Origin of the sequence: Azospirillum cavernae, from assembly GCF_003590795.1 — a bacterium.
Lineage (GTDB): Bacteria > Pseudomonadota > Alphaproteobacteria > Azospirillales > Azospirillaceae > Azospirillum > Azospirillum cavernae.
This window is the reverse complement of record NZ_QYUL01000001.1, coordinates 788414-811370: the sequence shown is the minus strand read 5'-3', so window position 1 is coordinate 811370 and position 22957 is coordinate 788414. Positions and strand designations below refer to the sequence as shown.

Here is a 22957-nt window from a genome sequence, read left to right as displayed (position 1 = left end):
TGAGTCGCGCGTGGGTTGTCTGAAATGACAACCCACGCGCCTCTCAGCGCGCTCAATGGAGGGTAAGCGGAGCGCGAGGAAAGCTTTCAATCCGTATTCTTGTATGATTCAGCCTATTTTTTACCCCACTCGCGCGATAAAACTACACGCACTGCGGTTATCAAACCTACCCTCTCCCGTGGAAGGCGACACGCCATCAACCTGCTGGGGGAACAACAGGGATGAAAGCCACTCTTTTCGCCGCCGCCGCGCTGGGCAGCCTGCTGCTGACCGCCTGCGCGGAGCAGCCGCAGCCGCCGCGCCCGGTGTCGGTCAAGCCGCCGTCGGAAATTGACGGAATTTGGTATCTTGACCAGAATTGGACGCAAGACGCGCGCCAGTGGTACTACAACACCACGCAAGGCTCGCAGATCATGCGCTATGATTGGTTCATGGCCTTGCAGGATCCGCAAACCAAGGCGCCCTTCGTCAAAAGCGTGCCGCGTTACGGCTACACCGCCGGCAGCGCCAGCAAATGGAACCCGGATCTGCTGCCGGTCGGCTTCGTCAAGGACACCGACCCGGACAAGACCGAATGGATCGGCATGACCTGCGCCTCTTGCCACACCGGCGATGTGCGGGTGAATGGCAAGACTCTGCGCGTCGATGGCGCGGTGACGACCGGCGATCTCTATGGCTTCATCAGCGGGCTGAGCGCGGCGGTTCACGCCACCGTCACCGACAACGCCGCCTTTGAGGCTTTCGCCGCCCGTGTTCTTGGCCCGACCGCCATCGACACCCAAAAGATCACCCTGTTCAACCAGTTGAAGGCGTTCGACGCGTCCTTCGCGACCTTCGTCGCGCAGAGCACGCCCGACACGCCATGGGGGCCGATGCGCACCGACGCGTTCGGCATGATCTTCAACCGCGTGTCGGTGATCGACCTCAATCTGCCGAAGAACAACCGCGCGCCCAACGCCCCGGTCAGCTACCCCTATCTGTGGGACGCGCCGCATCAGCCCTGGGTGCAGTGGAACGGCCTGCTCGCCAACGCGAATTCCTTTGAGGCGTTGGGCCGCAACGCGGGCGAGGTTTTGGGCGTGTTCGGCAAGATCACGCTGACGCCGCCGAAGGACGCCGCGCATTATTATTACAACTCGACGGTGCGCGGGCAGAATCTCGTCGCCATGGAAAACCAGCTCCGCAAGCTGCGTTCGCCGGTGTGGCCGGACAGCATCGCGGGCAACGTCGACATCGTGAAGGCGGCGGCCGGCCAGGATCTCTACAAGCAGAATTGTGAAAGCTGCCACGCGGTGTTGCCGCGCGACATGACTTACACCACGGCACCGATCACCATGGTGCCGCTGTTCAACTGGGCCAAGCCGAACGATCCCAAGGCGGTCATCGCCGCCTTCGGGACGATTTGCGCCAAGGGCATCGACGCGGCGGTCGAGGCCAAAATGGTCACGATCAACTACGCCGCCGATCCGAAGATGGCGGTCGACGCCCTGTGCCGCCAGTCGGCCACCGGCGCGATCGCTGGCGTCGCCATGCCGCCGAAGCTGTTGGGCGGCACGCCGCTGAAGGATCCCGATCTGGCGGCGACCCTGCTGTCCAACGCGGTGATCGGCGCGGTGTTCGGCGACATCGCCAAAAACCCGGATCTGATCGGCGATCTGCTGTTGGGCGACGACGCCCCCGCCCCCTGGGCGTCAGCCTCCTCGGCCAACTGGTCGGGATCGGGCAAGGCCAAATCGACCAAGACCATCGACACCTCGCCGTTGGTCTCGGCGGCGGCGGCTGGCAAGACGACTGACCAGCACCGGAAGATCGCCAAAATCCTGACGGAAACCGCCAAGACGGTCAGCTCGGTCAAGGAATCGACCGCCAACAAGGCCCCGCTGTCCAAGGTTGACGCGGCGGCCAAGGCCGAATCGGATCTGGCCGACACCATCAAGCGTCTGCTGGCCTACAAGGCCCGTCCGCTGGATGGCGTGTGGGCGACCGCGCCTTACATGCACAACGGATCGGTGCCTAACCTGTACGAAATGCTGCTGCCGGTCGCCGACCGTTCTGCGACCTTCAAGATGGGGACCATCGCCATCGACCCGGTCAAGGTCGGCGTGGACAGCAAGGCGCCGGAATCGACCTTCGTCTTCGACACGGCCAAGCCGGGCAACCGCAACACCGGGCACGAGTTCGGCGCCAGCCTGACCGACAGCCAGCGTTGGCAGTTGCTGGAATATCTGAAGACCCTGTGATCCGGTTGGGTTGGGGGTGAAATTGGGGCGCGTCGGGCAACCGGCGCGCCCCAATTTGTTTGGAATGGAACATCATCCTTCCGACAGGATATTGATTCAAAAATCCACTTTGGTTTCGCCAACCTTGCATCAGGGGGCCGGGACGTTCACAGTGTTGCTCCATTCTCAGGCAACGCACCCAAAAAGACCTTGTCCCAGTACGATCCGCCCTCCGCCGCCCCGTCCACTTCTCCTTTGATGGGGACGCAGCCGGTGCCGTTCGCCCAGGGATCGCTGTTCGGCGAGGCCGACGCCATCGGCTATGGCTCCGGCCATGTCTATGACGAAATGGTGACAGGCCAAGGGCGCCTGCGCCCGCATTGGCAAACCTTCATGAGCACGCTCGGCCCGCTCGACACCGACCTGATGGCGGTGCGGTGGGAAGAGGCGCGGCGACTGCTGCACCAAAACGGCGTCACCTACAACATCTACGGCGACCCCAAGGGGATGGAGCGGCCCTGGCCGCTCGACATGATGCCGCTGCTGCTGCCCGCCCATGAATGGAAGGCCATCGAATCGGGGCTGATTCAGCGCGCCTCGCTGCTGAACGCCATTCTGACCGACCTGTACGGGCCGCAGACGCTCACCCGTTATGGCCGCCTGCCGCCCGCCGTGATCCACGCCGATCCGGGATTCCGCCGGGCCGTGCATGGCATCCGGGTGCCGAACGACGTTCACCTTCATTATTACGCCGCCGATCTGGCCCGCGCGCCCGATGGCCGTTGGTGGGTGCTGTCCGACCGGACTCAGGCCCCCAGCGGCAGCGGCTACGCCCTGGAAAACCGCGCGGTGATGGCGAAGGTGCTGCCCGACAGCTTCCGCCATTGCCAGGTGGAGCGGCTGGCCCCCTTCTTCGACACCTTCAAGGACACCCTGCTGTCGCTCAGCCCGCGCCGGGATCGCCCGCGCGTGGTTTTGCTGACCCCCGGTCCCTACAACGAAACCTATTTCGAGCATGTCTACATCGCCCGCTACCTCGGCATCACGCTGGTGGAGGGGGCCGATCTGACCGTGCGCGACCGGCAGGTGTTCCTGAAAACCCTGTCGGGGCTGGAGCGGGTGGACGTCATTCTGCGGCGGCTGGACGCCGATTTCGCCGATCCGCTGGAGATGCGTTCCGACAGTTCGCTGGGCGTCGCCGGGCTGATTGAGGCGGTGCGCGCGGGCAACGTGGTGGTGGCGAACGCGCTCGGTTCCGGCCTGATGGAATCCATGGCGATGAAATCGTCGCTGCCGACGCTCTGCCGCCATCTGCTGGGCGAAGAGTTGCGCCTGCCCAGCGTGGCGAGCTGGTGGTGCGGCAACGACGCCGAACGCGCCTATGTCATCGACCATCTGCCCGGTCTGGTCATCAAGCCCGCTTTCCCGGCTCTGGGGTTCGAGCCGATCTTCGGCGCCACGCTCTCGACCATGGAACGCAACGCGCTGATCGACAAGATCAAGCGGCGCCCCTGGTATTTTGTGGCGCAAGAGCAGATGGCGTTGTCCACCGCCCCGGTCTGGCAGGACGGCAAGCTGCAACCGCGCCCGCTGGTGCTGCGCGTTTTCCTGTGCGCCACCCCCAGCGGCGGCTACACCGTTCTTCCCGGCGGCCTGACCCGCGTGTCGAGCGAACCGGGCCATCTGGTTGTGTCGATGCAGCGCGGCGGCGGCAGCAAGGACACCTGGGTTCTCGCCGCCCGCCGGGCCGAGGTTGCGCCCGCGCAGCCGCGCGCGGCGCTGGCGGTCGAGCCAACCCCCGCCGTCGCCCGCCCCGCCGCGAATGATCTGCCAAGCCGCGTGGCTGACGGGCTGTATTGGCTGGGCCGCTACGCCGAACGGTCGGAGGGCGCCGTGCGCCTGTTGCGCGCGACGCAAAGCCGCCTGACCGACGGCAACACGCCAGGCGCGTCGGCCCAGTTGCGCACCCTGCTGTCTCTTCTGGCCACCGAAGGCGTCATCCCCTGGGAGATGGCGCGGGCAACCGAGACGGGCGGCGGGCGCGGGCTGCGCGACGCGCTTTATTCCGCCGTCGTCGATCCCGAACACCCCAGCAGCCTGCGGGCGCAGGTGGTTCGCCTGCACCGCATCGCCTATTCGGTGCGCGACCGTCTGTCGATGGACATGTGGCGGGTGGTCTCGACCATCGACCGTCAGACCCAACCGCCGAAAATCCGCCTGGACGCCGCCGCCCTGTTGCTGCGGATGGACGACGTGATGACCAGCTTGGCCGCCGTCGCCGGGTTGGAGCAGGAAAGCATGACGCGCGGGCCGGGCTGGCGTTTCTTGGACGTTGGCCGCCGGATCGAACGGGCGCTGCACATTGTGTCGGTCATGCGCGGCGTGCGCATCGCCGAACTGGACCGCCAGGACGAATCGGTGCAGTCGGCCACTCTGGCCGTGCTGCTGGAACTGGGCGAGAGCGTCATGACCTACCGCTCCCGCTATCTCACCAGCCTTCATCGGACCCCGGTCCTGGAACTGCTGCTGGCTGACGAGACCAACCCGCGCGCGCTGGCCTTTCAATTGGCGGCGCTGGAGCGTCACCTCACCGCCCTGCCCAATCTGGGGGCGGGGACCGCCAGCGATCCGACCGGCGGCGCGCTCGCCATCGTCGCCGACGGGCGCGAAATCCTGCGAAATTCCGACTCCTTGCGGTCCAGCGATGAGCTTCACACGTTGCTCGACACGCTGGCGATGTCGCTGCCCGACATATCCAACTTCCTCGCACACGCGTATTTCAGCCATGCCTTCGCCCGATCAGCCTGAAACCGACATGACCCAACCTCCGGTCTCGGACGAGCCAGCCTCGGTGCGCTACCGCGTGCGCCACGCCACGGCTTATGACTATGGCGAAGACGTGCCGGTCTCTCACCATCTGCTGCATTTGGCCGCGCGCCCACACCCGCGCCAGCGGGTTCGCCGCAGCCTGTTGACGGTGGAGCCGACGCCCGCCGTGCGCAGCGACCGGGTGGATTATTTCGGCAACACCGTCACCTATGTGGCGGTGCAGGAGCCGCACCGCAGCTTCACCGTCATCGCCGAGAGCGAGGTCGAGGTCTTTGACGCACCCACGCTGGACGCTGACGAGACCACCCCATGGGAACAAGTGCGCGACGGTTTGCGCGCCCTGTCCGGCCCGGAGGATGGGGCGGAGATCACTCAATATTGCTTCGACAGCGCGCTCGTCGCCTCCAGCCCGGAGCTGTTGAACTACGCCCGCGCCTCCTTCACGCCTGGTCGTCCGGTGGCGGCGGCGGCGATTGATCTGACGATTCGAATGAATGATGAATTCGCCTTCGACCCAACGGCGACCACCGTGTCCACGCCGATCGCCGAGGTGATGCGCAAGCGGCGCGGCGTGTGTCAGGATTTCGCCCACGTCATCATCGGCTGTTTCCGCGCCGTCGGCCTGCCCGCCCGCTATGTGTCGGGCTATCTGCGCACTTTGCCGCCCCCCGGTCGCGAACGTCTGGTCGGCTCCGACGTCAGCCACGCCTGGGCCTCGGTTTGGTGCGGCGCGGCGGGTTGGCTCGACGTCTGCCCAACCAACGCCTGCGTCGCCAACCGCGATTTCATCACCGTGGCGTGGGGTCGCGATTACGACGACGTCAGTCCGGCGCGCGGCATCCTGGTCGGCGGGGCCGGTCATGGCCTGAGCGTCAGCGTCGATGTGGAACCGATTGAAGGCTGAGAGTTTGGCGCGAATCCGCGCAGACAAAGGCCCCGCCGATGGTCGCATCGGCGGGGCCTTTTGCTTTCCGTCAAACGGACGAATGAACGCCAATCACGCCCCGGTGTGAACCTTCTTATTCTGCTCGCGCGTCTTCAGGAAACGCAACGCCGGGAAATCCTCCTGCGTGCGGTTCATGTGCCACGCGTTGCGGGCGAGGAAGACCAGCGCGCCGTCGTGATCCTCGGCCAAGGCCGAACGATTCAGGTCGATGAACCTCTTCAACTGCTCTTCGTCGTCGCTCTCGACCCAACGCGCCGCGTCCAGCCCGGCGCCCTCGAAGCGGGCGGAGATGCTGTATTCGGCCTCGATGCGCGCGGCTAGCACTTCAAACTGGAGTTGACCAACGACGCCGACCACCCAATCGGCTCCGGTCAGCGGCTTGAAGACCTGGGACGCGCCCTCTTCGGCGAAATGCTCCAGCGCCTTGCGCAGATGCTTGATCCGCATCGGATCTTCCGGGCGGACGCGCTGCAACAGTTCCGGCGCGAAGCTGGGAACGCCGGTGAAGCGCAGATCCTCGCCCTCGGTCAGCGTGTCGCCAATGCGCAAAGTGCCATGGTTGGGAATGCCCATGATGTCGCCGGGCCACGCCTCTTCCGCCACCTCGCGGTCACGGGCCAGAAACAGCACCGCGTTGTTGACCGCCATCAGCTTGCCGGAACGGATGTGCTTCAGCTTGGCCCCGCGCTTGTAACGGCCCGAGCAGATGCGGACGAAGGCGATGCGGTCGCGATGGTTCGGGTCCATGTTGGCCTGAACCTTGAACACGAAGCCCGTCACCTTGTCTTCGTCGGGCTGGACCACGCGCGGGTCGGCAGGCTGCGGGCGCGGCGGCGGGGCGTTTTCCGCCAGACCGGCCAGCAGCTCGCGCACGCCGAAATTGTTGATCGCCGAACCGAAATAGATCGGCGTCAAGTGACCGGCGCGGTAGGATTCCAGATCGAAGGGCGGCATCAGGCCGCGCGCCATCTCCACCTCTTCCCGCAGCTTGGCGGCGGCGTGGGCGGGCAGAAGCTCGTCCAAACGCGGATCGTCCAGGCCGTTGCATTCGATGCCGTCGTCGATCTCGTCGCCCTTGCTGCGGTCCATCAGGATCAGCCGGTCGCGGATCAGGTCGTAGCAACCCAGGAAATCGCGGCCCATGCCGATGGGCCAGCTCGCCGGAGTCACCTCCAGCGCCAAGGCGCTTTCGATTTCCGAAATCAGCTCGAACGGGTCGCGGGCCTCGCGGTCCATCTTGTTGCAGAAGGTGATGATCGGCACGTCGCGCAGACGGCAGACCTCGAACAGCTTCAGCGTCTGGGTTTCGATGCCCTTCGCCCCGTCGATCACCATCACGGCGCTGTCCACGGCGGTCAGCGTCCGGTAGGTGTCCTCCGAGAAATCCTCGTGGCCCGGCGTGTCGAGCAGATTGAAGGTGCGCCCGTCATAGTCGAAGGTCATGACCGAGGCGGTCACGGAAATTCCGCGCTCGCGCTCCACCTTCATCCAGTCGGACTTGGCGCGGCGTTGTTCGCCGCGCGCCTTCACCGCGCCCGCCATCTGGATGGCGCCGCCGAACAGCAGCAGTTTTTCGGTGAGGGTGGTTTTGCCGGCGTCGGGGTGCGCGATGATGGCGAAGGTCCGACGCCGGGAAACAGCGTCCTGAAGCTCGGACATGCGCGATTCCCGTGACTGAAGCGAAAAAACGAAGCGAACAGCGAAAAGGGCCGACAGGCGGAACGCGCCCATCGGCCCTTGCGCACTACATAGCAGGCGACGGCCCCGGTTTCCAGAGGCTAGACCGTCTTACAGATCCAGTTCGGCGATCTGCACCGCGTTCAGCGCCGCGCCCTTCAGCAACTGGTCGCCGCAGACGAACAGGTCAAGGCCGTGGTCGCCAAACACCAGATTGGCGCGGATGCGGCCAACCTCGACGTCATACTGGCTGGCGGCGGTCAGCGGCATCGGGTAGACGCCGTTGGCCGGATCATCGACCAGCTTCACGCCCGGCGCGTCGGCCAGAACGGCGCGGGCGGCGTCCGGCGTCACCGGCTGGATCGTTTCGATGGTGATCGCTTCGGAATGCGCGCGGTAGGTCGGGATGCGCACGGCGGTGCAGCTCAGCGGCAGATCGGGGATGCCGAGGATCTTCCGCGTCTCCCACGTCACCTTCATCTCTTCCTTGGTGTAGCCGTTGTCCTGGAAGGCGTCGATCTGCGGGATCAGGTTGAAGGGAATCGGGTGACGGAACACGCTGTTCGTCACCGGACGGCCTTCCAACTGGTTGCGCGTCTGCTCTTCCAACTCGGCCATGCCCTCCGCCCCGGCGCCGCTGGTCGCCTGATAGGTGGAGACGATGACGCGCTTCAGGCCGAACGCCTTGTGCAGAGGGCCGAGCGCGACCACCGCGATGGCCGTGGTGCAGTTGGGGTTGGCGATCAGACGACCGCCGCCCTGGAAGGCGTGGGCGTTGATCTCCGGCACGATCAACGGGATGTTGTCGTCGTAACGGAAGGCCGAGCTGTTGTCGATGACCAGCGCGCCCGCCGAGGCCAGCGTCGGGGCGTGCGCCTTGGCGAAATCGCCCGACACCGCCAGCAGCACGACGTCATAGCCCTTGACCACGTCGGCGTCGAACGCCTGGAGCGTCTTGGCGCCATACGGGGTCTCCTGCACCTTGCCCGCGCTGCGTTCCGACGCGAACAGACCCAGTTCGCTGACCGGGAACTTGCGGTCGTGCAGAACATTGACCATTTCGCGGCCAACGGCGCCGGTGGCGCCAACGATGGCGACGCGACGGGGACCAGCGTTGCGGGAAGCGGGGTTGCTGCTGTTGCTCATCTCGGGGTTCCGTCCTTCATCTGTCCTGTTTGGACCGGACCGCAGACCCCAGATACGACGAGGCCCCGTCCGTGTCCGGCGGGGCCTGCTCGTGGGTGAAACGCTGGTCGAACCGATCAGCTCATGCCACGAGGCAGCCCGCCGAAGCGAGTCGCTTTTTTCGTAGTCATGGTGGTGGTCGCGATGCGGATCATGATGGCGTTTTCATAACGGAACGCGCGGGGCTTGTAAAGCGCCCGCGCGTTCCATTGTGTCAATTTTACCGGAAGCCTTCGCCGTCATGGGTCGGCTTCACCGGGTGAACGTCCCAGATCTCCGTCGCGTACTCGTTGACCGTGCGGTCGGACGAGAACCACCCCATGCTGGCGGTGTTGATGATGGCCTTGCGGGTCCATTCCTCGGAATCGCGGTAGAGCTGCATCGCCGCGTCCTGCGCCCGGCAATAATCGGCGAAGTCCGCCGTCACCAGGAAATGGTCGCCGCCGTCGGTCAACGCCTGAAGGATCGGCTGGTAGCGGTTGCGGTCGTCCGGCGAGAAGGCCCCGGTCGCGATCATGTCCAACGCCCGCTTCAAAGCGGGATTCGACGCGATCACCTCGCGCGGGTTAAAGCCGCCGTTGGCCCGCAAATCATTCACCTCTTCGGCGGTCAGGCCGAAGATGAAGATGTTGTCGGCGCCGACCTGCTCGCGGATTTCGACGTTGGCGCCGTCCAGCGTGCCGATGGTCAGCGCGCCGTTCAGGGCCAGCTTCATGTTGCCGGTGCCCGACGCCTCCATCCCGGCGGTGGAGATCTGTTCGGAAATGTCAGCCGCCGGGATGATGATTTCGGCGGCGGTGACGTTGTAGTTGGGCAGATAGACCACCTTCAAATTGTCGTGCACCGACGGGTCATGGTTCACCACCTTGGCCACGTCGTTGATGAGTTTGATGATGAGCTTCGCCATGTGATAGGACGGCGCCGCCTTGCCTGCGAAGATCTTGGTGACGGGCACCCACGAAACGGTCGGGTTGTCGCGCATCTCGTTGTAGAGCGCCACCGTGTGCAGCACGTTCAAAAGCTGGCGCTTGTATTCGTGCATGCGCTTGACCTGCACGTCGAAGATGCTGTCGATCTGCACCTCTTCGCCGGTCTGACGGGCGATGTAGGCGGCCAGACGCTTCTTGTTCTTGCGCTTGGCCCGGCGGAATTCCTCGCGGAACACCACGTCGTCGGCCTTCTCCTTCAGCGCCGCGATCTGGCCGAGATCGGAAATCCAGCCCTCGCCGATGCGCGAGGAGATCAGCTCCGACAGGGCCGGGTTGGCCTGCTTCAACCAGCGGCGCGGCGTGATGCCGTTGGTCTTGTTGGTGATGCGGTCGGGGAATTCCGCGTGGAAATCGGCGAAGACCGTCTCTTTCATCAGCTCCGTGTGCAGGGCCGACACGCCGTTGACCTTGTGCGAGCCAAGGAAAGCGAGATTGCCCATGCGCACCCGGCGGTCGCCGCGTTCGTCGATCAGCGACAGATGCGACAGCCGCGCGTTGTCGCCCGCCGCCTTCGCCTTGGAACGGGTGAGGAATTTGGCGTTGATTTCATAGATGATCTGCATGTGGCGCGGCAAAATCCGCTCCACCATGCGCACCGGCCAAGCTTCCAGCGCCTCGGGCAACAGGGTGTGGTTGGTGTAGGCGAAGGTCGCCTGGGTGATTTCCCAAGCCTTTTCCCACCGCAGCCCATGCTGGTCGATCAACAGCCGCATCAACTCGGCGATGCCGATGGCCGGATGGGTGTCGTTGAGCTGGATCGCCGCCTTGTTGGGCAGATTGTCAAAGCTGGTGTGGTGTTGCAGATAGCGGCGCAGGATGTCCTGCAACGAGGCGGAGGTGAAGAAATACTCCTGCTTGAAGCGCAGCTCCTTGCCGATCTCCGTCGCGTCGTTGGGGTAGAGGACGCGGCTGAGATTCTCCGACAGGATCTTTTGCTCCACAGCCTTCATATAGGCGCCTTCGTTGAAGTGCCCGAAATTGAAGTCGCTGGTGGCGCGCGCCGACCACAGGCGCAGCGTGTTGATGGTGTCGCCGCCATAGCCGACCACCGGGGTGTCATAGGCCATCGCCAACACGCGTTCGGAATCCACCCAGCGATAAGCGCGTTCGCCGACGCTGTCGCGGAACTCCTCGACCCGGCCATAGAACTGGACCGGATAGAGCACCTCAGGCCGGGCGAACTCCCACGGGTTGCCGAATTGCAGCCATTGCTCGGGATGCTCGACCTGCCAGCCATTTTCAAAACGCTGCTCGAACAAGCCGAACTCATAGCGGATGCCATAGCCGTAGCCCGGCAGACCTTGCGAGGCCATGCTATCGAGGAAGCAGGCGGCCAGACGGCCAAGGCCGCCGTTGCCCAGCGCGGCGTCCGGCTCGGAATCGACCACGTCGTCCATCGACAGACCCAGCCGGTCGAGCGCCTGACGGCATTCGTCCATGATGCCCAGATTGGACAGGCTGTTGGTCAGCAGGCGACCGATCAGGAATTCAAGAGAAAGATAATATACGCGCTTGGCGTCCTCGTGATAATAACTGCGGGTCGTGTCCATCCAGCGGTCGACGACGCGGTCGCGCACCGCCAGGGCGACGGTGTGGAACCAATCGCGCCGGGTGGCGGCGCGGGCGTCCTTGCCGACCGAATAGACCAGCCATTCCAGGAACGACCGCTTCAGGCTGTCGACATCCAGACTGCGGCGTTCGATGTCACGGGATTTGTACCGAGCGTCCATGTCTTGACTTTCTGCGTTGAAAGGCCAACCGGAGCGAACGGCTGCGGGACGACGCTCCTTGACGGTGGAAGAGTGAGCGGAGTTGGTTAAGCAAAGCTTTCCGAAACCAGACGCGGCAACGCTTCCCCTCTGACGCAAAGGGAGTAAGGTTGCGACCGCTTCCCGTTTTCGACCTTACAACGATGCGTCACGAAATCGCTCCTGTCCACTGCGCTGCAACACCACTGTCGTTTCGGCGCGCGGTGGTCTCCGATCTGCCCGCGCTGCTGCTCATCGAATCCGTCAGCTTTCCGACGGATCGGATGACCGCGCGCCATTTCCGTTACGCCATCACCCAGGCGAAGGGGGCCTGCATGGTCGCGGTGCGGGACGGTCAGGTGGTCGGTTATGGCCAGATCGCCGTTCACGCGCGCACGCCCATCGGACGGTTGTCCTCCTTCGCGGTGCATTCCGAATGCCGCCGGTTGGGCGTCGCCCGCGCGCTGCTCGCCGCGTTGGAGGATGAGGCGGCGGCGCTGGGTTGTGGCGCGGTCCGGTTGGAGGTTCGGCGGGACAACACGGCGGCGTTGGCCCTCTATCTGCGCACCGGCTATGTCCAGTTCGGCCAGTATCCCGATTATTATGAGGATGGCATGACGGCGCTGCGGTTGGAAAAATGCCTGCCGGAAACGCCTGCGAATGCCGCGTGGAATCCATTCACAACCGGATATGCACATACTTGTAAACGATAGTTTCTTATCCGGAATGGTTTTCATCGAAAGGGTGGACGCGTCCAAAGCGGGTTTCGTCGCCAACCTCCGTTGATCCACTCCCCATTTTTTGAATGCGCCGCAGCGCGGGTTCAGTTATCGGATCCAGACTGGACCGGAATCGATTGAAATGGGTGGGCATGGCGCGCAAGCGGGCGGAGCCGAGCATCCTGCTCGGGCCAATTCTCTATTTCCGAGGCGAGCAGCGGGATCGTTGGTGGCTGTCCGCCCTGTTCATCCTGGATGGCGAGGTCGAACCGGACGATCTGCGGGTGGAGGGCGTCACCCTGCCCGTTCCGCCCCGCCACGTCACCGTTTGGCGCAACCGTCATGTCTGGCGTTTTGATTTCGCCGTGCCGCGCGGGATGCAGGACAGCAACCTTGCCTATGGATTCCCCGACGGCCCATCCTGGAGCATCGTTGTTCCGGGACGCTTCTCACACCCGCGCATCGCCTTTGTGTGCGGAGCCGGAATGACCGCGCCGCCGGTTTCAGGCGAAAACCATTCCCCGGCCCCCCTCTGGCCCGAGCTGCTGCGCCAGCATGAGACGGAGCGTTATCATTTGTTGGTCCAAGGCGGCGGTCAGATCGACGGCGAGGCTGTGCTCGCCGCCTCGCCGCTGCTGACCGCGTGGCGGGGCGAGCCGAGCGCCGTTCAGACCGCTCATCCCTTCTCCCCCACCATGGCCGAAGAGTTGATGAACGCCGGTTTCGACCGTTACCTGCGCCAGTGGGGGCAGGCCGACGTGGCCGAGGCTCTGGCCCGCATTCCGTCGGTCATGATGTGGGACGACGCCGACATCGCCGATGGCTGGGGCGCCGCCCCGGACAGCGAGGCCACGAGCAAGGTGATGCGCGGCGTCTTCATGGCGGCCCGGCGCAACTACGCGCTGTTCCAACTGGGCGCCGTGATCGAGTCGCCGCCTGATTGCGCCTGGGGCACCGCCCGCGCCACGATGACTCAAGGATTCCATTTGGGCGACACCGGCCTGCTGGCCCTGGATCTGCGCAGCGAGCGCAACCGGCGACGCGTGCTGTCCGAGCGCAGTTGGGCCTTGCTGCCCGGTTGGTTGGATCGTTTCGAGGGGTGTCGTCATCTGATCGTGATGACCGGGACGCCACTGCTGATCCCGGCCACGGCGGGAATCGAGCGTCTGAGCGGCTGGCTGCCCGGCCTGTCGGGCCTGACCCGCCGCTTGAGCGACCAATGGCGCAGCCGCAGCCATGTGGCGGAGTGGGCGCGCCTGATTGAGACCTTGACCGATTTCTCCCGCCGCACCGGCTGCCGGATCACCGTTCTGTCGAACGGATCGGGGGTGGGCGGGCGCGGGGTGCTGCGCGGCGGCGGGGTGGAGTTGTGGCAGTTGCTTGGCCTGTCGCTCGCCGCGCCCGCGCCGACGGGCCTGCGTCGGCACGCCACCGAACGGCTGGCCGCCCACAGCGAAGAACCCTTGCCCGGCTATCGGTTGGACATGCCGAAATTTCCCGAAAGCGGGCGACGGACCATCGGCAAGCGCGGCTGGCTGTCGCTGGCGGTTGACGACAAGGGGCAACTGCGCGCGCGCTGGTTCGCCGAGGGCGACGCCACGCGCTACAGCCAAGCGATTTGACGCCCGACGGGTCAGCCGCTCACCGCTCGACGATGAACAGCAGGCCAGGAACGGCGACGCCCTTTTCCCGTCGCGGCGTGCAGGGTTCCATCAGGCGGACGGTCAGACCAGCGGCCTCCGCCATGACGCGGACATAGCCCTCGGCGTGCGCGTAACGCCGGGTCGGACCAAGCGCGAAGTCCTTTTCCCCATCGGCGGCACGCTCCACCGTGGCGGCGAAGCGCCCGCCGGAAACCAGCGCCTTGGCCGCCGCCTGGAACATGGGGACCAGATCGCCGATGTAAACCAGGACGTCGGCGGCGACCAGCAAATCCCAGGCCTCCGCCGCCTCATCCAACGCCGCCACCACGTCGCCGACGCTGAGCCGGTCGTAGAGCGCCCGGTCGCGCGCCTTGTCCACCATGCGCGGCGACAGATCAACCCCGGCGAGAAAGCCCGCCAACGGACGGAAGGACACGCCCGCAAGTCCGGTGCCGCAACCAAGATCCAACACGCGCAACCCCGCCGAGGCGCCCAGCCGGTCCACAGCCGCCTTCAGCAGGTCCGGCGCGGCGTAGCCGAGCTTGCCCAGCAAATCCCGGTCAAAACGGTCGGCATAACGGTCGAACAGGGCGCGGACATAAGCCGCCGACAAATCCGCCCCCTCCCCAGCCTCCAACGCCAGAATGGCCGCAGTGCTTCCCAGCGCATCGTTGGGATCAAGATCCCGGGCGCGGCGCAGGGCGGTCAACGCCTTCTCCGGTTCGCGCAGAGCGATCCAGGCTTGTCCGATGGCGTGGTGCAGAGTTGGATCGTCGGGCAGACGCCGCGACAGCGGTTGCAGCAGTTCCACCGCCGCCAGAGCGTCGCCGCTGGCGCTCAGCGCCTCGGCCAGTTCCAAGGCTGATTCGACATCGTCGGGGCGCAGGGCGACGGCCTCGCGATACTCGGTCAGCGCCGCGTCGGCTTGTCCGTCGGCGGACAGCGCGCGGGCGTAGCCCAGGCGGACTTGGGCGGAATCCGGTCGCTCCGCCGCCAAATCCGAGAATTTCGCTATGGCCGCCGCGACCTCGCCGCAACGCCGCAACGCCTCAGCCCACCCCAAACACCACATCCAGGAGCCGGGATCGAGCGCCGCCGCGTGGCCATAAGCGTTCGCCGTCGCGCCATTATCTTTCGCGGCGCAGCAATCATCCGTCGAGTCGATGGTCGAGTCGTTCAGCGAATCCGCCAGGGCCGCCCACGCCTCGCCATGCGCTGGATCGACCGCGACCGCCCGGCGAAAGGCGTCAGCCGCGCCCGCCGGATCGGCGGCGTAAAGACGCTCGTACCCCCGCTGAAACAGAGCCTCGATCAAGGCGCAAGGCGGCGTTTCGCCGATGGACGGGTCCGCTGGCAAGGGGCGTGATCCTGGTTGGGGTGATCCGTTGGGGGCCGGTCTGAGCGCCTGTCCCACAGGACGGCGGCAAGGACGCGTCGCACGGTCAAAAGCCGAAAAAGGAGCGGCCAAGCTTATTGCCCGATCATGCTGCACCGCGCAAGGGGGGCCTGAAAATGATTCCAACGTGTGATTCCGGCGACACGCGGTCGCAGGACGGCAATTTTTATCAGGGGGAAATTCACTCTTGCGACGGGGCTCTGCTCTTTTTGAACATTTGATGAAAAACAGTGACTTATCGATTGTTTTTGGAAGAACGCCACCCGCCCATCACCGTCTCAACCATCCCGATGAACCAGAGGGCGCGGTATTACCAGGGCGTAATTGAGTTGACGATGGCTCAAATTTTTGGAAATGTTGCCCCGGCGCTCGATTGGGAGGCGTCGAACTTTGGGTAGGAGGCGGTTGCCGCAAGCGACTCGGCGACCGGAACAGAGACCCCGAGCAGGGGGTCAACAGCCACCGTTTGACACGGGGCGCCAGACTGAGGAGGTCGGAGATGCGAGGACGAAAACAGCGCGTACGCGCCACATGGGGTGGTGGAGTCGCACTGGCTGCCGGACTCTTGATGGCTCCGCTGACGACGACGTCAGCCCAGGCTCAAGAAAGCTGCGTGACCCACGCGGTCGAGGCCGAGCAAAAACTGAACATTCCCTCTGGTTTGCTCGTGGCGATTTCCCTGGTCGAAAGCGGACAGGACGGCGCCCCCCACCCCTTCGCGATGAGCCTGCAAGGCCGCGCTTACTTCGCCCGCAGCGTCAACGACGCCGCCAAACAGCTTCGCGACCGCAAGGGCCAAATCCGCTCCAACGTGTATGTCGGTTGCATGCAATTGTCCTTGGCCTCGCATCGCGGCCAGTTTCAACCCCTCGAACGCATCGTCGAACCGCGCGACAACGTGTTTTACGCCGGAAAGCTTCTGGTCCGCTTCCATGGGGAAGAGGGCAATTGGAAGACCGCTCTTGCCCGCTACAACGGCGGCTCCACCCGCAGCGCCCAGGCTTATGTCTGCAAGATTTGGCAGCATCTGAGCGATCTTGATCCGCAAAGCGCAAAACTTCTGGCCTCCTCCCGTTGTGAAGACAGCGATCCGGTCAGCGTCGCTCCCAAGACCCGTCGCAGTTTCCAGAACGCTCAGCAGGTTGCCGCCATCGATTGACGCAGCCAGTCGCTGCGCTTGATTGACAGGATTTGGACCGAATCCCCTGGCTTGGCCGGGATCGTCCGCCGAGATTTTAAAGACACATCTGGTGTGGTTCGGCGTGATCGGGTAAATCCCGTTCCATGAACTATCGCCACATCTTCCACGCGGGCAACCCAGCCGACGTGATGAAGCACGCCGTCATGGCGTTGATCCTTGACCATCTGCGCGTCAAGCCCGCCCCCTTTTGCGTGCTGGACACCCATGCCGGGATCGGTCGCTATGATCTGACCTCCGAGGCCGCGCAAAAGACCCTGGAGTATGAGAACGGCGTTGGCCGCCTGTTCGGCGCCCACGCCCCTCACCCGTCGCTGACGCCCTATCTGGACGCCGTGGCGGCGATCAACCCCGATGGGGTGTTGCGCGCCTATCCGGGATCGCCCCGCATCGCCCGCGCCGCGCTGCGCCCGCAGGACCGTTTGGTGCTGGGTGAATTGCACCCTGATGACGCCCACGCGCTGCGCCGCGAGTTCCGCGACGATCCCCAGGTCGCCGTCCACGAGATCGACGCTTATGTCGCGCTGAAGGCTCATTTGCCGCCCAAGGAAAAGCGCGGCCTTGTCCTGATCGACCCGCCTTTCGAGCAGCCGGACGAATTCTCGCGCATGGTCGAGGGCTTGGCCGCCGCGCATCGTCGCTGGCCGACTGGCGTCTACGCCCTGTGGTATCCGATCAAAGAGCGCGCGGCGGTCTGGCGTTTTCAGGAGGCGGTGGAAAAGACCGGCATCGCCAAGATCCTGCTGGCCGAATTGACGTGGCATCCCGAAGACACCCATCTGCGTCTGAACGGCTCCGGCTTGTTGATCGTCAACCCGCCCTGGCGGTTGGATGAGACTCTGAAGGAGACTCTGGCCGCCCTGCACGCTGTCCTGCCGACCACCGGCGGCGGCGTGTCGGTCACTTGGCTGGCGCCGGAAGCCTGAACACAAAAAGGGCGGCGTCGCTGGTTGCCGCGACGCCGCCCTTTGTCGTCCACCAACGCATCAGGCTTGTGGTCGACCGTTGCCGAAACGAGCCAGTATTTCCCCAGCGATGCCGCGCCGGAACAGCAGCACGCAGGCGACGAAGATCGCGCCGATGACCACCGGAACCGGCAGGTTGGTCGCCGCCAGATAATTTTCCAGGGCCACCACCAGCGCCGCGCCAACCACCGGACCGGACAGGGTGCCCATGCCACCCAGCAGAGTCATCAACACCACCTCGCCCGACATCTGCCACTGCACATCGGTCAGGGTGGCGAGTTGGAAGACAATCGCCTTGGTGCCGCCCGCCATGCCCGCCAGGGCCGCCGACAGCACAAAGGCCAACAGCTTGTATCGGTCGGTGCGATAGCCCAACGAAATGGCTCGCGGCTCATTCTCACGAATCGCCTTCAGAACCTGTCCAAAGGGTGAGTGAACCGTCCGCCAGATCACGGCGAAGCCGAACAGAAACACGGCCAGCACGAAATAATACATGGTGAAGGGGTGGTTCAGGTCAAACAGACCGAACAGAGTGCCGCGCGGCACCGCTTGGATGCCGTCCTCGCCATGGGTGAAGGGCAGTTGCAGCGCCAGAAAGAACACCATCTGCGACAGAGCCAGCGTAATCATGGCGAAGTAAATGCCTTGGCGGCGGATGGCGATGCCGCCGAACACCAAGCCCATGCCCGCCGCCGTCACCGTCCCCAGCAGAATGCCAAGCTCCGGCGACAGCCCCCAGACCTTCACCGTGTGGGCGGTGACATACGCCGCGCCGCCAAAGAAGGCGGCGTGACCAAAGCTGAGCAGACCGCTGAAACCGATCAGCAGATTGAAGGCGCAGGCGAACAGCGCAAAGCACAACACCTTCATCAGGAAAACCGGGTAGAGCGCGAAGGGGGCCACGAGCAAAACCGCCAAAGCGGCCAGCCCAATCAACCGGCCCATCGGCACGCCGCTGCCGCCGACAGCGACGGTTGCGGCGCCGTGCGAAGGAAGGCTCATGGCTTTTACCTCTCCCGTCCGAACAGACCAGCGGGCTTAATCATCAGCACCACGGCCATAATCACAAACACCACGATGTTGGACGCTTCGGGGTAGAAGACCTTGGTCAACCCCTCCAACAGCCCCAGGCCATAGCCGGTCAGTACCGCGCCCAGGATCGACCCCATGCCGCCGATAACGACCACGGCGAACACCACGATGATGAGGTTCGATCCCATCAGCGGGCTGACCTGATAGATCGGCGCGGCCAGAACGCCCGCCAGACCGGCCAACGCGACGCCAAAGGCGTAGGTCAGCGTCACCATGCGCGGCACGTTGATGCCAAAGGCCTGGACCAGCACCGGGTTTTCCGTGGCGGCGCGAAGATAGGCGCCAAGCTTGGTCTTCTCAATGGCGATCCACGTGCTGATGCAAACGATCAACGACGCCACCACCACCCAACCGCGATAGTTCGGCAGGAACATGAAGCCCAGATTTTGCCCGCCGCGCAGCGCCTCGGGAATCGGATAGGGCTGCCCCGACACGCCATAGAGATGACGGAAGGCGCCCTCGATCATCAGGGCGCAACCGAAGGTCAGCAGCAGCCCATACAAATGGTCCAGCTTGTAAAGGCGCGACAGCAAGGTCTTTTCCAGCGCCACGCCGAACAGCCCGACGATCATGGGGGCCAACAGCAAAGCCCACCAATAGCCGATGCCAAACTGCGTCAGCAGCAGCCAGGACACGAACGCCCCCATCATATAGAGCGCGCCATGGGCAAAATTGATGACGTTCAACATGCCGAAAATCACCGCCAGCCCCAGGCTGAGCAGCGCGTAAAAAGAACCGTTGATCAACCCCAACAGCAACTGCCCGAACAGCGCCTGTGGTGGAATGCCGAAGATGGTCCCCATCATAACCGTCGATCTCCCCCGCGTGTTCCGCCCGTCGCCGATGGTTTGGCGACGGGCGGGCGCGTTTCGTCACAGACTTATGAGCGTCGGTTGGCTTACTTCGCGGCCAGCTTGCAGCCGCTTTCCTCGACGGTCGCGAAAGCCTCCGCGCCGGGGATGGTGCGCAGGATCTGGTAATAATCCCACGGCCCCTTCGATTCGGACGGCTTCTTGACACGGGCCAGATACATGTCGTGGACCATGCGCCCATTGGCCAGGATCTTGCCGTTCTTGGCGAACATGTCGTTGACCGGCATCTCCTTCATCTTGGCGGCGACCGTCGGGCCATCGTCGACGCCCGCCGCTTCAATCGCCTTCAGATAGTGGCGAACAGCGGAATAGCTGCCCGCCTGCACCATGGTCGGCATCTTGCCGAACTTGTCGAAGAATTTTTTCGACCACGCGCGCTTCTCATCGTCCATGTCCCAATAGAATCCGGTGGTCAGCACCAGATCCTGTGCGACCGACAACCCCAGCGCGTGCACGTCGGAGATGAACAGCAGCAACCCGGCCAGCTTTTGCTTGCCGCTCTGGGTCAGGCCGAATTCCGAGGCTTGTTTGATCGAGGTGATCGTGTCGCCGCCGGCGTTGGCCAAGGCGACGATCTTCGCGCCCGACGACTGCGCCTGAAGCAGGAAGGACGAGAAATCCGACGTGTTGAGCGGATGACGCACCGCGCCCACCAGTTTTCCGCCCGCCTTCTTGACTTCGGCGGCGGTGTCGGCCTCCAACTGATGGCCAAAGGCGTAATCGGCGGTCAGGAAATACCAGCTGTCGCCGCCCTCCTGTACCATGGCGCGCCCGGTGCCGACGGCCAGCGCGTGGGTGTCATAGGCCCAATGGAAGCCGGTCGGCGAGCAGGCGTCGCCCGACAGGCGCGAGGTCGCCGGGCCTTCCATCAGGAAGATCTTTTTCTTGTCGCGGGTGACTTCCTGAACCGCCAGCGCGACGCCGGAATTCGGAACGTCAACGATCACGTCGACGCCGTCCTGGTCGATCCACTGACGGGCGATGTTGGAACCGATGTCCGGCTTGTTCTGGTGATCGGCGGTGACGATCTGGATCGGCTTGCCCAGGATCTTGTTGCCGAACTCCTCCGCCGCCATACGGGCGGCGACCGCCGAGCCTTCACCGCCAAGATCGGCGTACAGGCCAGAGCGGTCGTTCAGCACGCCGATCTTGACCATATCGCCCGAAAGCCCTTGGGCCGACGCCGAACCGGCGGTCAGGGCGGCTCCAATGGTCAAGGCGGTCAGCGCGGCGCCAGCCAGAAGACGTGCGTTCATGGGTGTGTTTCCTCCCCCTCAGCGATTCTTGGATGTGGTTCCTGGTCAATCGTCGAAAACGATCATCGAAAACACCGGGCGGTCGTCCGTCGCGGCAAATCCGTTTCAAGAGAAACGGGTTGGCCGTGTCGCGCCACCCTTTCAGGCACCACTATGCAGGCGCATCACCTTGTAAGCGAAGCGGAATTTCAGCCTAGACAGCAAAATTCATGAAGACCGGCGACGCCAACGGCCTTTTGCATCCGCAGGTGTATGGCGTTCAATGGCGGCGCGCCTGCGCCACAAAACGCGCGCAAACGAAAACGCCCCCGCGCTGTTGGGCGCAGAGGCGTCTTCATCATCATGTCAGGCTATCTGGAATCGGTCCGAGCTGTGTGGCGGGCGATTCACAGATATCCGAGTCAGGCGGCCGACGTCATCGGAAAGCCGCTGTAATCCAAGGAGGCCGACCAGAAACGCTCCAGCTTGCGCAGAGTCTCGTTGGTTTTGTTCAACTCTTCGTCACTGAAACCAGCCTTTTCCAGAGCGGTCAACTGACGCTCGAACATCTGGCTGATCTTTTCACGCAGGTCCAGTCCCTTTTCCGACAGGCGCACACGCACCGACCGGCGGTCGTGCGGCGAGCGTTCCTGCCCAAGATAGCCGTTTTCGACCATTTTCTTGACGTTGTAGGAAACGTTGGAGCCAAGGTAATAGCCGCGCGCGGTCAATTCGCCGACCGTCATCTCGTCTTCGCCAATGTTGTAGAGAATCAGGCTCTGGACGTTGTTGATGTCCTGGATCCCCAGCCGATCCAGTTCGGTCTTGAGCACCTCGAGGAAATGGCGGTGAAGCCGCTCGATCAACAGGATGCTTTCATAATAGGGTTTGCGCACCGCGGTCTCCTTTGGCTCTAACCGGACGATCCCCGCGCAAGGACGTTACCGGAACCTTAAAGGCAGATTAACCGATCATTCGTCGCCAATCATCTTAATAATTCTGGAAAAATTGCCCTTTACCCGGCCTCTTTGCCGGGCAAAACGCGTGCGCCTGCGGCGCGAAAACCGGGCGTTCCTTGCGGTTTCCCTCTCGGAGCGCCCGGCTTTGTCTCATCCGATTCAGGCCGGGAAGACCAGATCGCCTCCCGTTGGTTCGGCGAAATGGCGGGCCACATCCGCCGGGCCGACCTCCGCCAGATCAGCGGGCGACCATTTCGGATTCCGGTCCTTGTCCACCAGCGCGGCGCGGATGCCTTCGTAAAAATCGACGCCGTCCAGAAAGGCGATGCTCAAACGCAGCTCCTGCACCATGCAGCCGTCGAAATCGAGCGACGCGCCCCGGCGAATGGCCTCCAGCGTCACCTTCAGGCTGGTCGGCGACACGCGCTTGAGCGTCGTCAATTGCCCGGCGGCCCACTCGGTTCCCTCCGCCGTCAAGCTGGCGACGATTTCCTCCACCGTGTTGAAGGCGAAGCAACGATCGACAGCCGCGCGATGAACGGCGTTGGGGGCGTCGCCCGCCGAGTCCTTGACCTTGGCGATGGCCTCGTCGGGCGGAGTTCCGGCGGCCAGATCGGCGATCAAATCGTCGAGTTTGGCGCTGGGAACAAAAGCGTCGGCGGCGCCGACCGCCAACATGTCCGCCGCCTTCAACCGCTCCCCGGTCAGCCCCAGCCAGGTTCCGGTCTGGCCCGGCAGGCGCGGCAGGAAATAGGTGCCGCCGACGTCCGGGTACAGGCCAATGCCGGTTTCCGGCATGGCGAACAGCGTGCGTTCGGTGACGACGCGGTGGGTCCCATGCTCCGACAGGCCAACGCCGCCGCCCATCGAAATGCCGTCAATCAGCGCGACATAGGGTTTGGACAGGCGCTTGATGAGGCGATTGAGGATGTATTCCCCGCTGAAAAAGGCGCGGATGGCCGAACCGTCGCCGCTCCCGGCCCGCGCCGCCTTGCCCGCCTCATACAGGCTGACGACGTCGCCACCGGCGCAGAAGGCCTTTTCGCCCGCGCCCTGGATGACCACCGCCTTCACCTCGGGATCGGCGTCCCACGCGCGCAGTTGCGGGTCGAACAGCCGAATCATGCCGAGCGTCAGGGCGTTCAGCGCCTTCGGGCGGTTGAGCGTGACCAGGGCGATGGCGCCACGGCGTTCAAACAGGATCTCAGCATTGTCGCTCATCGGTTTGATTTTTCTCAATTGTCGATGGAAGGGCGGGTGATGGCGTGAGGAACCGACCCGCATC

The 22957-nt window shown here is 64.1% G+C and carries 16 protein-coding genes; 7 read left to right on the top strand and 9 right to left on the bottom strand.

The features are described from left to right. Positions 1-221: 221 nt before the first annotated feature. The 3 genes from D3877_RS03840 (at position 222) to D3877_RS03830 (ending at position 5952) form a co-directional block, all read left to right on the top strand. Complete coding sequence (locus D3877_RS03840; RefSeq protein ID WP_119829417.1) at positions 222-2240, top strand: di-heme-cytochrome C peroxidase; 2019 nt, start codon at positions 222-224, stop codon at positions 2238-2240. A gap of 252 nt (positions 2241-2492) precedes the next feature. Next, on the top strand, positions 2493-5027 hold the full coding sequence (locus D3877_RS03835; RefSeq protein WP_238474720.1) for a circularly permuted type 2 ATP-grasp protein: 2535 nt from the start codon (positions 2493-2495) through the stop codon (positions 5025-5027). Between the two features lie 7 nt (positions 5028-5034). Next, a complete protein-coding gene (locus D3877_RS03830; RefSeq protein ID WP_119829415.1) occupies positions 5035-5952 on the top strand; it encodes a transglutaminase family protein in 918 nt (305 codons plus the stop codon). Positions 5953-6045: 93 nt separating this feature from the next. Here the strand turns inward: D3877_RS03830 and D3877_RS03825 are convergent, their stop codons facing one another. From D3877_RS03825 to D3877_RS03815, 3 genes are all read right to left on the bottom strand, one after another. Next, a complete protein-coding gene (locus D3877_RS03825) occupies positions 6046-7653 on the bottom strand; it encodes a peptide chain release factor 3 (protein ID WP_119830767.1) in 1608 nt (535 codons plus the stop codon). Between the two features lie 129 nt (positions 7654-7782). Next, entirely contained in the window at positions 7783-8817 is a 1035-nt protein-coding gene (locus D3877_RS03820) for an aspartate-semialdehyde dehydrogenase (protein ID WP_119829414.1), read from the bottom strand. A gap of 259 nt (positions 8818-9076) precedes the next feature. Further along, a complete protein-coding gene (locus tag D3877_RS03815) occupies positions 9077-11575 on the bottom strand; it encodes a glycogen/starch/alpha-glucan phosphorylase (RefSeq protein WP_119829413.1) in 2499 nt (832 codons plus the stop codon). A gap of 242 nt (positions 11576-11817) precedes the next feature. Here D3877_RS03815 and D3877_RS03810 point away from each other — a divergent pair, with 242 nt between their 5' ends. Continuing rightward, the gene (locus tag D3877_RS03810) at positions 11818-12306 is read left to right on the top strand and encodes a GNAT family N-acetyltransferase (RefSeq protein WP_158599779.1); all 489 of its coding nucleotides are present in this window, start codon (positions 11818-11820) and stop codon (positions 12304-12306) included. Between the two features lie 158 nt (positions 12307-12464). After that, positions 12465-13934, top strand: coding sequence for an alkaline phosphatase D family protein (locus tag D3877_RS03805; RefSeq protein WP_119829411.1), 1470 nt, complete (start codon positions 12465-12467; stop codon positions 13932-13934). Between the two features lie 19 nt (positions 13935-13953). Here D3877_RS03805 and D3877_RS03800 read toward each other — a convergent pair whose 3' ends face one another. Then, positions 13954-15312, bottom strand: coding sequence for a tetratricopeptide repeat protein (locus D3877_RS03800; RefSeq protein ID WP_119829410.1), 1359 nt, complete (start codon positions 15310-15312; stop codon positions 13954-13956). A gap of 607 nt (positions 15313-15919) precedes the next feature. Between D3877_RS03800 and D3877_RS03795 the strand changes: the two genes are divergently transcribed. Then, positions 15920-16510: a transglycosylase SLT domain-containing protein gene (locus tag D3877_RS03795; protein WP_238474719.1), complete on the top strand. Its 591-nt coding sequence runs from the start codon at positions 15920-15922 to the stop codon at positions 16508-16510. A gap of 125 nt (positions 16511-16635) precedes the next feature. Further along, positions 16636-17475: a 23S rRNA (adenine(2030)-N(6))-methyltransferase RlmJ gene (locus D3877_RS03790; protein WP_119829408.1), complete on the top strand. Its 840-nt coding sequence runs from the start codon at positions 16636-16638 to the stop codon at positions 17473-17475. Between the two features lie 60 nt (positions 17476-17535). Here the strand turns inward: D3877_RS03790 and D3877_RS03785 are convergent, their stop codons facing one another. The 5 genes from D3877_RS03785 to D3877_RS03765 form a co-directional block, all read right to left on the bottom strand. Continuing rightward, positions 17536-18459, bottom strand: coding sequence for a branched-chain amino acid ABC transporter permease (locus tag D3877_RS03785; protein WP_238474842.1), 924 nt, complete (start codon positions 18457-18459; stop codon positions 17536-17538). Positions 18460-18521: 62 nt separating this feature from the next. Then, complete coding sequence (locus D3877_RS03780) at positions 18522-19409, bottom strand: branched-chain amino acid ABC transporter permease (RefSeq protein ID WP_119830766.1); 888 nt, start codon at positions 19407-19409, stop codon at positions 18522-18524. Positions 19410-19504: 95 nt separating this feature from the next. Then, complete coding sequence (locus D3877_RS03775) at positions 19505-20734, bottom strand: ABC transporter substrate-binding protein (protein WP_119829406.1); 1230 nt, start codon at positions 20732-20734, stop codon at positions 19505-19507. A gap of 401 nt (positions 20735-21135) precedes the next feature. Next, positions 21136-21609 carry a MarR family winged helix-turn-helix transcriptional regulator gene (locus tag D3877_RS03770; protein WP_119829405.1) on the bottom strand — a complete coding sequence of 158 codons (474 nt, stop codon included), beginning with the start codon at positions 21607-21609 and terminating at the stop codon, positions 21136-21138. 222 nt (positions 21610-21831) lie between these two features. Then, positions 21832-22893, bottom strand: coding sequence for an enoyl-CoA hydratase/isomerase family protein (locus D3877_RS03765; RefSeq protein ID WP_119829404.1), 1062 nt, complete (start codon positions 22891-22893; stop codon positions 21832-21834). Positions 22894-22957: the final 64 nt, after the last annotated feature.

Excerpts from the sequence above, each read along its gene's own strand:
- D3877_RS03825 (WP_119830767.1), bottom strand. The coding sequence starts at position 7,653 with ATGTCCGAGCTTCAGGACGCTGTTTCCCGGCGTCGGACCTTCGCCATC.
- D3877_RS03780 (WP_119830766.1), bottom strand. The coding sequence starts at position 19,409 with ATGGGGACCATCTTCGGCATTCCACCACAGGCGCTGTTCGGGCAGTTG.
- D3877_RS03785 (WP_238474842.1), bottom strand. The coding sequence starts at position 18,459 with ATGGGCCGGTTGATTGGGCTGGCCGCTTTGGCGGTTTTGCTCGTGGCC.
- D3877_RS03840 (WP_119829417.1), top strand. The coding sequence starts at position 222 with ATGAAAGCCACTCTTTTCGCCGCCGCCGCGCTGGGCAGCCTGCTGCTG.
- D3877_RS03805 (WP_119829411.1), top strand. The coding sequence starts at position 12,465 with ATGGCGCGCAAGCGGGCGGAGCCGAGCATCCTGCTCGGGCCAATTCTC.
- D3877_RS03775 (WP_119829406.1), bottom strand. The coding sequence starts at position 20,734 with ATGAACGCACGTCTTCTGGCTGGCGCCGCGCTGACCGCCTTGACCATT.
- D3877_RS03790 (WP_119829408.1), top strand. The coding sequence starts at position 16,636 with ATGAACTATCGCCACATCTTCCACGCGGGCAACCCAGCCGACGTGATG.
- D3877_RS03820 (WP_119829414.1), bottom strand. The coding sequence starts at position 8,817 with ATGAGCAACAGCAGCAACCCCGCTTCCCGCAACGCTGGTCCCCGTCGC.
- D3877_RS03765 (WP_119829404.1), bottom strand. The coding sequence starts at position 22,893 with ATGAGCGACAATGCTGAGATCCTGTTTGAACGCCGTGGCGCCATCGCC.
- D3877_RS03830 (WP_119829415.1), top strand. The coding sequence starts at position 5,035 with ATGACCCAACCTCCGGTCTCGGACGAGCCAGCCTCGGTGCGCTACCGC.
- D3877_RS03795 (WP_238474719.1), top strand. The coding sequence starts at position 15,920 with ATGGCTCCGCTGACGACGACGTCAGCCCAGGCTCAAGAAAGCTGCGTG.
- D3877_RS03815 (WP_119829413.1), bottom strand. The coding sequence starts at position 11,575 with ATGGACGCTCGGTACAAATCCCGTGACATCGAACGCCGCAGTCTGGAT.